12 protein-coding genes are annotated in these 11897 nt (G+C 70.9%); 7 read left to right on the forward strand and 5 right to left on the reverse strand.

What is annotated here, in order from left to right:
• Nucleotides 1-35: 35 nt before the first annotated feature.
• Genes HV783_RS00545 through HV783_RS00555 form a run of 3 tightly spaced genes read right to left on the reverse strand, consistent with a single transcriptional unit; the run spans nucleotide 36 to nucleotide 3141 of the window.
• Nucleotides 36-1556: a class I adenylate-forming enzyme family protein gene (locus HV783_RS00545; RefSeq protein WP_175188485.1), complete on the reverse strand. Its 1521-nt coding sequence runs from the start codon at nucleotides 1554-1556 to the stop codon at nucleotides 36-38.
• A 17-nt stretch (nucleotides 1557-1573) separates the two neighbouring features.
• Nucleotides 1574-2746, reverse strand: a complete 1173-nt coding sequence (locus HV783_RS00550) for a thiolase family protein (protein ID WP_054501845.1) — start codon at nucleotides 2744-2746, stop codon at nucleotides 1574-1576.
• A complete protein-coding gene (locus tag HV783_RS00555; protein ID WP_054501844.1) occupies nucleotides 2743-3141 on the reverse strand; it encodes a Zn-ribbon domain-containing OB-fold protein in 399 nt (132 codons plus the stop codon). The genes HV783_RS00550 and HV783_RS00555 overlap by 4 nt, the downstream gene beginning before the upstream one ends.
• A gap of 203 nt (nucleotides 3142-3344) precedes the next feature.
• Between HV783_RS00555 and HV783_RS00560 the strand changes: the two genes are divergently transcribed.
• The 3 genes from HV783_RS00560 to paaG all read left to right on the forward strand — a co-directional run bounded on the left by HV783_RS00560 (nucleotide 3345) and on the right by paaG (nucleotide 6507).
• On the forward strand, nucleotides 3345-4535 hold the full coding sequence (locus HV783_RS00560) for an acyl-CoA dehydrogenase family protein (protein ID WP_175188486.1): 1191 nt from the start codon (nucleotides 3345-3347) through the stop codon (nucleotides 4533-4535).
• A gap of 62 nt (nucleotides 4536-4597) precedes the next feature.
• The gene (locus HV783_RS00565; protein ID WP_175188488.1) at nucleotides 4598-5710 is read left to right on the forward strand and encodes an acyl-CoA dehydrogenase family protein; all 1113 of its coding nucleotides are present in this window, start codon (nucleotides 4598-4600) and stop codon (nucleotides 5708-5710) included.
• The gene (gene paaG, locus HV783_RS00570; protein WP_054501841.1) at nucleotides 5707-6507 is read left to right on the forward strand and encodes a 2-(1,2-epoxy-1,2-dihydrophenyl)acetyl-CoA isomerase PaaG; all 801 of its coding nucleotides are present in this window, start codon (nucleotides 5707-5709) and stop codon (nucleotides 6505-6507) included. The genes HV783_RS00565 and paaG overlap by 4 nt, the downstream gene beginning before the upstream one ends.
• An 8-nt stretch (nucleotides 6508-6515) precedes the next feature.
• On the opposite strand, the gene HV783_RS00575 is transcribed toward paaG, so the two are convergent.
• Nucleotides 6516-7409, reverse strand: a complete 894-nt coding sequence (locus HV783_RS00575) for a LysR family transcriptional regulator (protein WP_006388881.1) — start codon at nucleotides 7407-7409, stop codon at nucleotides 6516-6518.
• Between the two features lie 136 nt (nucleotides 7410-7545).
• On the opposite strand from HV783_RS00575, the gene HV783_RS00580 reads away from it, so the two are divergent.
• The 4 genes from HV783_RS00580 to HV783_RS00595 are packed head-to-tail and all read left to right on the forward strand — an operon-like array spanning nucleotide 7546 to nucleotide 11348.
• Nucleotides 7546-8376 (forward strand): HTD2 family dehydratase, encoded by an 831-nt coding sequence (locus HV783_RS00580; protein WP_175168175.1) that lies wholly within the window; start codon nucleotides 7546-7548, stop codon nucleotides 8374-8376.
• Nucleotides 8373-9566: a CaiB/BaiF CoA transferase family protein gene (locus HV783_RS00585; protein WP_054501839.1), complete on the forward strand. Its 1194-nt coding sequence runs from the start codon at nucleotides 8373-8375 to the stop codon at nucleotides 9564-9566. Before HV783_RS00580 ends, HV783_RS00585 begins: the two co-directional genes overlap by 4 nt.
• The gene (locus HV783_RS00590; RefSeq protein ID WP_175188490.1) at nucleotides 9563-10396 is read left to right on the forward strand and encodes an HpcH/HpaI aldolase/citrate lyase family protein; all 834 of its coding nucleotides are present in this window, start codon (nucleotides 9563-9565) and stop codon (nucleotides 10394-10396) included. The genes HV783_RS00585 and HV783_RS00590 overlap by 4 nt, the downstream gene beginning before the upstream one ends.
• Before the next feature lie 55 nt (nucleotides 10397-10451).
• Nucleotides 10452-11348 (forward strand): sugar kinase, encoded by an 897-nt coding sequence (locus HV783_RS00595; protein WP_175188492.1) that lies wholly within the window; start codon nucleotides 10452-10454, stop codon nucleotides 11346-11348.
• A 66-nt stretch (nucleotides 11349-11414) separates the two neighbouring features.
• On the opposite strand, the gene HV783_RS00600 is transcribed toward HV783_RS00595, so the two are convergent.
• Nucleotides 11415-11897 (reverse strand): 2-amino-4-hydroxy-6-hydroxymethyldihydropteridine diphosphokinase, encoded by a 483-nt coding sequence (locus tag HV783_RS00600; protein ID WP_175188494.1) that lies wholly within the window; start codon nucleotides 11895-11897, stop codon nucleotides 11415-11417.

Raw genomic sequence — 11897 nt, forward strand, 5'->3', positions numbered from 1 at the left:
TGAGCCGGTCGAGGAGCGGAACAGCGGGGCCGCGCCTACGCCAGCCTTTCTTTCAGCGGCTGCTTGAGGATCTTGCCGCTGACGGTGGTGGGAATCGTGTCGATGCAGTGGATCTGCGCCGGCCGCTTGTACGGCGCCAGTTGGGCGCGCAGGTGCAGCATCAGCAGATGGGTGTCCAGGCGCGCGCCGGCCAGGGGTTCGACGAAGGCGATGACTTCCTCGTTGTGGTCCTCGGTGGGGCGGCCCACCACCGCCGACAGGCGCACGCCGGGAAAGGCGTTGATGACCGCCTCCACCTCGATCGGGTAGACGTTGAAGCCGGACCGGATGATCAGGTCCTTGGAGCGGCCGGCGATGTAGAGCGCGCCGCGGTCGTCCAGGTAGCCGATGTCGCCGGTGTTGAGCCAGCCGCCGGGCAGCAGCGCCTGCGCGGTCTGCGCCGGGTCGCGGTAGTAGCCCAGCATCACGCCGGGGCCGCGGATCAGGATGTCGCCGCGTTCGCCCGGGCGTGGCGCGTCGTCGTCGGGACGGCCGATGCGCAATTGCACGCCGTCCACCGCGTAGCCGGCGCTGCAATCGGTCGGCGGGGCGTCGATGTCGGTGATGAACATGGAGCCGGCGTATTCGGTGATGCCATAGCCGTGATGCATGGCGACGCCGAAGTAGCGTTCGGCGTCGCGCTTGAGCGTCGGGTCGAGCGCCGCGCCGCCGGTGTAGAGATAGCGCAGCGCCGGGGCGCGCAATTCGGCGCGCGGCGGCGCGGCCGCCAGCATGCGGTTGAACATGGTCGGCACGCCCTGCAGGATGCTGACGCCGGGGTGGGCCAGCGCCTTGAAGGCGTCCTCGGGATCGAAGCGGCTGCGCAGCACCAGGCTGGCGCCGCCGTGCAGCGTCGCCATCAGCACGGTGGCGATGCCGAAGATGTGCGACAGCGGCAGGGCGGCGTAGCCGATGTCGCGTGGCGTCAGGCGGCGCGACGCGGCCGAGACGCCGGCGAAATGCAGCAGGCCGCGGTGCGGCACCATGACGCCCTTGGGCGCGCCCGTGGTGCCGGACGTGTAGATCACGGTGGCGACCTCGGCGGCCTGGGCGCCGGTTTCGGGTTGGGTAGGAGAATCCGCGCGCCGTGCCCGCACGCCTGACCCCCAGGCGGCGGCATCGGCGGGTTGCGCGCCGGCCGCGTCGGCATGGGCGGCGGCGGCGCCGGAAACCCCGCTGGTGTAGAGCGTGATCTCGGGTTGGGCGTGGGCGCTGATGGCGGCGATTTCCCGCGTCGACAAGCGCGCGTTCACGCCAACCGGCCAGGCTCCGATGATGCCGCAGCCGAACAACGCGGCGATCATGGCGGCGCAGTTCTCGCCGACCATCAGCACCCGGTGGCCCGGCTTCACGCCCGCCGCCGCCAGCCAGCGCGCCGCGTCCTCGGCGCGTTGCCACAGTTGCGCATAGGTCAGGATGCCGCCGCCTTCCTCGTACAGGCAGATGGCGTCGGGCTGGCTGCCGGCCTGGCGGGCCAGCAACTGGTGGATGCGGGTGAGCGGTTCTGAGTGCGACATGGTTGCTGCGGTCGGAGTCAAAGCGTGGCGGCGGTGCCGAGGATGGCGGTGGCCTGGCTGGACAGCGTGCCGCCGTTGCCGTGCACCAGCGCCAGTTCGGCGTTGGCCACCTGGCGCGCGCCGGCCTCGCCGCGCAGTTGCCGCACGGCCTCGATCATGATGAAGACGCCGTACATGCCCGGATGCACGCAGCACAGGCCGCCGCCGTTGGTGTTGACCGGCAGCCGGCCGCCGGGCGCGATGGCGCCGTCGGCGATGAAGTCCTTGCTCTCGCCCTTGGCGCAGAAGCCCAGGTCTTCCAGGAACAGCAGGGTGTTGATAGTGAAGGCGTCGTACAGCTCGACCACGTCGATGTCCTGGGCCGAGACGCCCGCCATGGCATAGGCGCGGCGGCCCGATTCGCTGGCGGCGGTGACGGTCAGGTCCTCCATCGACGAGATCTGCCGGTTCCACACGGCGGTGGCGTTGCCCAGCACGTAGACCGGCGGGCGCGGCAGGTCGCGGGCGCGGTCGGCGCGCACCAGCACATAGGCGCCGGCGCCGTCGGTGACCAGGCAGCAATCGCGCACGCTCAACGGGTCGGACACCATGCGCGCGGCCAGGATCTGTTCCAGCGTGGCCGGCTCGCGCAACTGCGCCTCGGGATTGAGCTGGGCCCATTGATTGGCGGCCAGCGCGACCTGTGCCAGGTGTTCGCGGCGGGTGCCGTACTGGTGCATGTGGCGCGCCGCGGCCAGCGCATACGACGACAGCGGGCTCAACGGGTCGTACGGCGTCTCGTAGGGTTGCGGATCGAACTGCTTGCGCACGCGGCCGATCTCGGCGCGGCTCAGCGTCGAGGTGCGTTGCGTGCTGCCATAGCAGACCAGCACCGCGTTGCATTGGCCCGAGGCCAGCGCGTGCAGCGCCGGCAGCAGGTGCGCCACGAAGCTGGAACCGCCCAGCATGGTGCTGTCGATGAAGCTGGGGCGGATGCCCAGGTGCTCGATGACCGGCATCGCCCACATCGGCGCCGCCACGCTGGCGGTGCAGAGGCCGTCGATGTCGCGCATCGACAGGCCGGCGTCGGCCACCGCGCGCTGCGCCGCCTGCACCAGGATTTCCATTTCGGTGTAGCCGTGGGCCTGGCCCAGGCCGGCATGGCCGACGCCCGCCACCGCGACGGCGCCGCGCAGATCGTTCAGCGTCATTGCGCCTCCTTGTTGGGAACAAAGACCAGCAGGCCGCGGCCTTCCGTCACGGCCACCTGGGCCCGCACCGCCATGCCGATGCGCACGGCGTCGGGCGCCACGCCCTCGACCCGGCTCATCAGGCGCACGCCTTCGAGCAGGTCGACCAGCACCACGTTGTAGTCGCCGCCCGCCTCGGGCTTGCGCCGCACGGTGGTGGTGGAATAGACGGTGCCGCGCCCGTCCGGCGTGCGCCAGGACAACTGGTCCGCGCCGCAATGCGGGCAGAGCATGCGGGGATAGAACACGGCGCGGTCGCAGGCGTCGCAATGCTGGATCTGGAAGCGTCCCTGATCGAGCGCCTGGCGGTATTGCGCCTCGACGCCTTCGGTGGCGGGTGGGTCGGTTGCGGTCATGGCATACGGTTTCGGGTGGATGAGCCGCCAGTGTCGGGGCTGGCGCCGGCAGGTGCCATTCTTCATTGCTGAAGCAGGCCTTTTGCCGGCCCGTAGTGCCCGTTCGCGATGGCCCTACACCGAGGCAAAAGCCCGCCTTCGGCAACCGCAGATTGTCCGGCGCCGGGTCGGCATGGCTAGATAGCCGCCAAAGGAGGTAGGCCATGAATCTGACCTGGACGCCGGAAGAGATCCGGTTCCGCGAAATGGTGCGCGCGTTCGCCGCCGACCGGCTGCCGCGTGACATCCGCGACAAGGTGCGCCGGCACCAGCGGCTGGAGCGCGATGACTACGTGCGCTGGCACAACATTCTGGCCGACCAGGGCTGGGGCGCGCCGAACTGGCCCGTCGAGCACGGCGGCACCGGCTGGAACGCGCTGGAACGGCTGATCTTCGAAGTGGAATGCTTCAAGGCCGGCGCGCCGCGCCTGTTGCCGTTCGGCCTGTCCATGATCGGGCCGGTGCTGATGAAGTACGCCAGCGCCGAGCAGCAGGCGCGCTTCCTGCCGCGCATTCCACGGGTGCAGGACTGGTGGTGCCAGGGCTATTCCGAACCGGGTTCGGGGTCGGACCTGGCCTCGCTCAAGACCCGCGCGGTGCGCGATGGGGATGAATACGTGGTCAACGGCCAGAAGACCTGGACCACGCTGGCGCAGTACGCCGACTGGATGTTCTGCCTGGCGCGCACCGACCCCGAGGCGCGCGCCCAGCGCGGCATCTCGATGCTGCTGCTGGACATGCGCGCGCCGGGCGTGAGCGTGCGTCCGATCCGCACGCTCGACGGCGGGCACGATGTTAACGAAGTGTGGCTGGAGAACGTGCGGGTGCCGGTCGCCAACCTGGTGGGCGAGGAGAACCAGGGCTGGACGTATGCCAAGTACCTGCTGGGCCACGAACGCACCGGTATCGCCGGCCTGGGCCATTGCCATCGCGAACTCGGCATCCTCAAGGACATGGCGGCCCGCGCCACGTCGCGCGGCCGGCCGCTGCTGGCCGACAGCCGCATGCGGGACCGCATCTCGCGTATCGAGGTCGACATCATGGCGCTGGAAATGCTGTTGCTGCGCGTGGCGGCGAGCAATGGCGGCACGCCCGGCCCGGAGGCCTCGGTGCTGAAGATCCGCGGCTCCGAGATCCAGCAGGACCTGGCCATGCTGCAGATGGAAGTGGCCGGCCCCGACGCCTGGCCGTACGACCCCGAATGGATGCTGGCCGAGGCCGCGTATCACGGCCCCTGGCCGGAGATGGCCGCGGCATCGGGCGCGGGCTATGCCGACATGCGCAAGACCTCGATCTACGGCGGCACCACCGAAGTGCAGAAGGGCATCATCGCCCGCCTGGTGCTGGGCCTGTAATCCGCCAATCCGGACGCCCGCCTGGATTGCAAGACAGGCGCGCGCCGCAAGGAGCACGACACATGGATTTCCTCTATACCGAAGAACAGCGCATGCTGGCCGACAGCCTGCGCCGCCTGGTGGACCAGGCGTGGACCCGGCCTCGGCGCCGCGCCCGCGAGGCCGCCGGCCGGCTCGATCCGGCGGCCTGGAGCGCGCTGGCCGAGCTGGGCGTGCTGGGGCTGAACATTCCGCAGGAAGCGGGCGGCTTCGGCGAAGTGCCGGCCAGCCTGCTGCCGGTGCACCTGGAACTGGGGCGCGGGCTGGTGGCCGAGCCGGTGATCCCGAGCGCCGTGATGGGCGCGGCCCTGATCGGCGCCTGCGACGCCGCCGCGCGTGAACGCTGGTTGCCCGCCATCGCCTCGGGCGAGCAGGTGGTCAGCGTGGCGTACCAGGAACCCGGACGCCGCTACCAGGCCGATCCGAATGGCTGCCGCGCAACGCGCGACGGCAACGGCTGGCGTTTGGACGGCGCCAAGCACCTAGTGTGGCATGGCGCCGCGGCCCATGCCTGGTTGGTGAGCGCGCGCGCCGACGACGGCGCCACGCTGCTGCTGGCGGTGCCGGCGGATGTCACTGGGGTACGCGTCACCGACACGCCGACGCTGGACGGCGCGCGTTGCGCCCGGCTGGATTTCGACGCGGCATCGCTTGGCGCGGATGCGCTGCTGGCGCGGGGCGAGGCGGCCGACGCGGCCCTGGCGCAGGCGCTGCAATGGGGGACGGCCGCGCTATGCGCCCATGCGGCGGGCGCGATGGAGCGGTTGCTGGAGATCACCGTCGACTATCTCAAGACGCGCAAGCAGTTCGGCCAGCCGCTGGCCGCGTTCCAGGCCTTGCAGCACCGCCTGGCGGAAATGCTGGTGGCCAAGGAACTGGCGCTATCGATGGCCTACGTGGCGGTGGCCGCGCTGACCGAACCCGACCCGGCGCAGCGCCGCCGCATGCTGGCCTCGGCCAAGCTCGAAATCGCGCGCGCGGGCCGGCTGGTGGCGCAGATGGCGGTGCAATTGCATGGCGGCATGGGCATGACTGACGAGCTGGAGGTGGGCGACTACTTCAAGCGCCTGACGGTGGTGGACCTGCTGCTGGGCGACAGCGCCGAGCAACTGGCGGTGCTGGAGGAACTGGCATGAGCCATGACCGCTACACCGAGATCACGTTCACGCTGGAGCAGGGCGTCGGCGTCATCACCCTCAACCGCCCCGAGCGCCTGAACAGCTTTACCGCCGTCATGCACGCCGAGCTGGCGCGGGCGCTGGACGCGCTGGAGGCGCACGCCGGCTTGCGCGGCGTGATCCTGACCGGCGCCGGCCGCGGCTTCTGCGCCGGCCAGGACCTGGGCGAGCGCAAGCCGGCCGAGGACGGTTCGCGCCGCGACCTGAGCGAGAACCTGGAAAAACTGTACAAGCCGCTCATCCTGCGGCTGCGCGCGCTGCCGGCGCCGGTGGTGTGCGTCATGAACGGCGTGGCGGCCGGCGCTGGCGCCAGCCTGGTGCTGGCCTGCGACGTGGTGTTCGCGGTGGAGTCGGCGCGCTTCGTCCAGGCCTTCAGCAAGATCGGCCTGCTGCCGGACGCCGGCGGCACCTGGTTCCTGCCGCGCCTGGTGGGCTCGGCGCGCGCCATGGGCGCGGCCTTGTTCGGCGAGGCCGTCAGCGCGCGCCAGGCCGAGGCCTGGGGGTTGATCTGGCGCGTGGTGCCGGATGCGGACCTGGCCGCGACGCTGGCCGAGGTCCGCGCCACCCTGGCGGACGGGCCGACGCGCGCCTACGCCGCCACCAAGCAGGCGCTGCATGCGTCCAGCGGCAACACGCTGGCGCAGCAGTTCGACCTGGAATGCGCCTTGCAGCGCGAGCTGGGCTACACCGACGACTACCTGGAGGGCATGCGCGCCTTCGCGCAGAAGCGCGCGCCGGCGTTCACGGGGCGCTAGGGCCTGCGTCAGGCCGCCGCCGGCTGCCGGATCTGCTCGATCAGTTCACGCGCGCAGCCGGGCAGGGCGTCGATGTCGCGCACCAGCAGCTTGCGTTCGCGCACCACCCAGGGCTCGTCCAGCTCCACCACGCGCAGCTTCATCTCCGCGCCGTAGCGGCGCGCGGCCGAATCCGGGATCACGCCGACGCCGACGCCCGCCTGCACCATCCGGCAGATGGAATCGAAGCTGTAGAGCTGGATGCGTTGCGGCAGGCGCTGGCCGATGCGCTCGAGCTGGTCGCGCAGGAACGCCACCAGGGTCGAGCCCTCATGCATGGTGATGAACGGATAGCGCACCGCGTCGGCCAGCTTGACCTTGTCCTGGTCCTGCAGCGGATGGCCATTGGGCACCACCAGCACCAGCCGGTCGGTGCTGAAGTGGATGGTCTGCAGTTCGGGCGCGTCGACCGGCCCGGCGACGATGCCCAGGTCGGTGGTGCCGTCCAGCACGCCGCGCACGATGTCGCGCGTCAGGCGTTCCTGCAGGTCGACGGTGACGCCGGGATGGCCCGCCAGGAACCGCGCCAGGATGTCCGGCATGAATTCGGTGACCGCCGTGGTGTTGGCGAAGATGCGGATGTGGCCGGCATCGCCGTCGGCCTGCTCCTGGAAGTCGTGCTTCAGGTGATCGACCTGGCGCATGATGACCCGCGCGTGCTGCAACAGCCGCTGGCCGGCCGGGGTGATTTCCACGCCGCGGCTGTCGCGGTACAACAGGCGGGTGTTGAGCTGGTTCTCCAGCGCCTTGATGCGCACGCTGACCGCGGCCAGCGACAGGTGGGCGCGCTTGGCGGCCTGCGTCAGGCTGGGGGATTCGGCGATGTGGATGAACAGGCGGAGGTCGGCGAGATCGAAGTGCATGGCGCCTATATTACGGCGGCGGGCGCCGGGCGCACGATTCAGGCGCCCCAAAGCCGGCCTTGAGGAAAAATGAATTCACAGTGTCCCCGCCATGCGGGATGCTAGCCACCAGATCAATCATCAGAGGAATATCGGCATGACATCGACAGACCCGGCCGGCTGGATCGGCAGCGGCGAGCGCCAGGCGGACGCGATGGACCCCGGCCATGCGGCGCGCATCGCCGCCACGCTGGGCGGCCCCGCGCCCGCCGTGGGCGACCCCTTGCCCCCCTTGTGGCAATGGGCGTTCTTCATCAGCACGGTCGCGGCCGATGGCTTGGGGACGGATGGGCACCCGGCCCGCGGCGGCTTCCTGCCGCCGGCGCAGGACCGCAACCGCATGTGGGCCGGCGGGCGCGTCGAATTCCGCCAGCCGCTTAGGGTGGGCGTGCCGGCCGAACGGGTTTCGGTGGTGGCCGACGTCAAGGAAAAGGCCGGCCGCACCGGCGCGCTGCTGTTCGTGACGGTGCGCCACGAATACCGCCAGGACGGCGAGGTGGCCATCCTGGAAGAGCAGGACATCGTCTACCGCCAGCCCACGCCGCCCAAGCTCGCCGGCACCGAGCCGGCGCCGCAGGCGCAGTGGCGCGACACCATCGAGCCGACCTCGGTGCTGCTGTTCCGCTATTCGGCCGTGACCTTCAACGGCCACCGCATCCATTACGACCATCCCTACGTCACCGCCACCGAAGGCTATCCGGGCCTGGTGGTGCACGGCCCGCTGATCGCCACCGAGATGGTCGCCGCCTTCCTGCGCGCCCACCCCGGCGCGCGCCCCACGCACCTGTCGTACCGCGGCCTGCGGCCGCTGATCGCGCCCACGCCCTTCCAGGTCGCCGGCCGCATCGACGAGCCGGGTCTGGCCCGGCTCTGGGCCGAGCAGGACGGCACGCTGGCCCACCAGGCCGAACTGAGGTTCACCGCATGAGCACGCCAGCCCCCCGCCCGCTGGACGGCATCACCGTCGTCAGCCTCGAGCACGCCATCGCCGCCCCGTTCTGCACCCGCCAGCTCGCGGACATGGGCGCACGCGTCATCAAGATCGAACGTCCCGGCGCGGGCGACTTCGCCCGCGGCTATGACGAGCGCGTGCGCGGCCTGTCGTCGCACTTCGTCTGGACCAACCGTTCCAAGGAAAGCCTGACGCTGGACCTCAAGCGCGACGAAGCCGGCGACATCATGGAACGCCTGCTGCAACAGGCCGACGTGCTGGTGCAGAACCTGGCGCCCGGCGCCGCCGCGCGCCTGGGCCTGTCGTTCGAGGCGCTGCACGCCAGGCACCCGCGCCTGATCGTCTGCGACATCTCAGGCTATGGCGAAGGCGGCCCCTACCAGGACAAGAAGGCCTACGACCTGCTGATCCAGAGCGAAAGCGGCTTCCTGTCGGTCACCGGCACCGCCGACGACCCGGTCAAGGCCGGCTGCTCCATCGCCGACATTTCGGCCGGCATGTACGCCTATTCCGCCATTCTCAACGCGCTGCTGCTGCGCCAGAAGACCGGCCTGGGCAGCCGCCTGGACGTCTCCATGCTCGAGAGCATGGTCGAGTGGATGGGCTTCCCGATGTACTACGCGTTCGAGGGCGCGGCGCCGCCGGTGCGCGCCGGCGCGGCCCACGCCTCGATCTATCCCTACGGCCCGTTCCCCACCGGCGATGGCAACACCATCATGCTGGGCCTGCAGAACGAACGCGAATGGCGCGTGTTCTGCGCCCAGGTGCTGCGCCAGGCCGAGCTGGCCGAGGACCCGCGTTTCGCCACCAACTCGCTGCGCACCGCCAACCGCGAGGCCCTGCGCGCGCTGATCGTCGCGGCCTTCGCCGACCTCAGCGTGCAGCAGGTCACCGACCGGCTGGAAGACGCGCAGATCGCCAACGCCCGGGTCAACGACATGGCCGGGGTCTGGGCCCACCCGCAATTGCGGGCGCGCGACCGCTGGAGCCAGGTCGACAGCCCGGCCGGCGCGCTGCCGGCGCTGCTGCCGCCGGCCAGCAGCAACGCCTTCGCGCCGCGCATGGCGGCGGTGCCCGCCGTGGGCCAGAACACGGATGCGGTGCTAGCATCACTGGGATACGCGCCCGAACAGGTGGCGCGATTCCATGCTTCGGAGGTGGTGTGATGCATTCCGTCGTTCGTACCGCGCTGTTCGTGCCGGCCTCCCGTGCCGAACGCATCCCCAAGGCCCTGGCCAGCGGCGCCGATGCCGTCATCGTCGACCTGGAAGACGCGGTCGAGCACCTGGCCAAGGCCTCGGCCCGCGAAGCGCTCTGCGACTTCCTCGGCACCCAGCCGCAGGCGCGGGTGTGGGTGCGGATCAACGACGCCTCCACCTCGTGGCACGACGACGACCTGAAGGCCTGCCGCGGCAAGCCCGCGGTGGCCGGGATCCTGCTGCCCAAGGCCGAAAGCCTGGCGCAGGTGCGCCACGTGGCGCAGGCGGGGCTGCCGGTCATTCCGATCCTGGAAACCGCGCGTGGCATCCTCAACGCCGCCGAGGTCGCCGGCACGCCCGGCGTGGCGCGGCTGGCGTTCGGCAGCCTCGACTACGGCCTGGACCTGGGCCTGGCGCCGGACACCGCCGGCGCCGAAGCCGTGCTGGACCACGCCCGCGTGCAGGTGCTGCTGCAGACCCGCGCCGCCGGGCTGGCGCCGGCGCTGGACGGCGTGTTCCCGGGGGTCGAGGACCACGCCGGGCTGTCCGCCGCCGCCGCGCGCGCCCAGCAGATGGGGTTCGGCGGCATGCTGTGCATCCATCCCGCGCAGGTGCCGGTGATCCACGCCGCCTTCGCGCCCGATCCGGCCGAGCTGGCCTGGGCCCGCCGCGTGGTTGACGCGCATCGCGACAAGGCCGCCGGCACCTTCATGCTGGACGGCAAGATGGTGGACGCGCCCGTCATCACCCGCGCCCGCCGCGTGCTGGCGCAGGCCGGCGAATCCAGCGCCGCTTGATCCCGTCCGGCGGTGTCCGGCCTACAATCCGGCAAATCTTTCCGCGGACGGTCTCATGAGTGCAGCGCTTTTCATCGGGCATACCTACATCGACGTCACCGTGCTGGCCGACGAATGGCCCACCGGCGACGAGAAAAGCGTGGCGCGCGACTACGCCGTGTCGTTCGGCGGCAATGCCGTCACCGCGGCGTTCGCCTGCGGCAAGCTGGGCACGAAGCCCGACCTGATCTGCTCGCTGGCGCCGGACTGGCTCGGCCACATGTATACGGACATGGCGGCCGCGCACGGCGTCACGCTGCACGGGCGCCAGGTGCGGCGCTCGTCGCTGTCGTTCATCATGCCCAACCATGGCAAGCGCGCCATCGTGCGGGCGCGCGATGCCGACTACCTGAACGATTTTCCGCGCCTGGACGTCAGCGGCTACCGCGCGCTGCATCTGGACGGCCACCAGCCCGACGCCGCGCTGCACTATGCGCGCGCCTGCCGCCAGGCCGGCATCCTGACCTCCCTCGATGGCGGCGGCGTGCGCGAGAACACCGACGAACTGCTGCGCCACATCGACGTGGCCGTCTGCGCCGAACGCATGTGCGAGCAGTTGGACCTGTCGCCGCATGGCTTGCTGGACCTGCTGAAACAGCGAGGTTGCCGCATCGGGGCGGTGACGCTGGGCGAGCGCGGCATGCTCTGGTACGACGAAACCGGCGCGGTCGACACGCTGCCGTCGCTGGACGTGCCGGCCGATCGCATCATCGATACCTCCGGCGCGGGCGACGTGTTCCACGGCGCCTATGTCTGGTCGTACCTCAACCGGCCCGAGCTGGCCTGGAAGGAACACTTCACCTTCGCCCGCGCCGCCTCGGCGCACAAGATCCAGCACCTGGGCAACGAGGCGGGGCTTCCCGGCGTGGACGACGTCGAACGCGCCATGCTGGCGTTCGCGCCCAAGGCGTGACGCGGCCGCAGGGCCGATCTTCACGGTAATCAGGAAGGCGGCGGCAACCGCGCCGCCCGGCGCGGTTCAGTCCAGGCGTTCGATCGGCTGGTCGGTGATGTCGCCGAGCCAGGCGTCGAGGCCGCGGCCGGCCAGCGTCAGCGTCGGCGCCAGGTCGCGCAGCGGGCGCAGCACGAAGGCGCGCAACTGCATGCGGGGGTGCGGCAGGATCAGGCGCTGGTGCGCCAGCGTGGTGTCGCCGTACAGCAGCAGGTCCAGGTCCAGGGTGCGCGGCGCATTGCGGTAGGGCCGCTCGCGGCCATGGCGCGATTCCAGCGCCTGCAGCCGGTCCAGCAGGTCCAGCGGCGCGAGTGTGGTGTCCAGCGCGGCGACCGCGTTGACGAAGTCCGGGCCGGTGGCGTCCACCGGCGCCGTGCGATAGAAGGGCGAGGCCGTCACCGCGATGATGCCGTCGGTGGCGGCCAGCTCGGCCAGCACGCTGCGTATTGTTGCCGCGCTGTCGCCCAGGTTGGCGCCCAGCCCGATGTAGGCGCGCACGGGGGCGGCCAT

Origin of the sequence: Achromobacter dolens (assembly GCF_902859745.1) — a bacterium.
Taxonomy (GTDB): Bacteria; Pseudomonadota; Gammaproteobacteria; order Burkholderiales; family Burkholderiaceae_B; genus Achromobacter; species Achromobacter dolens.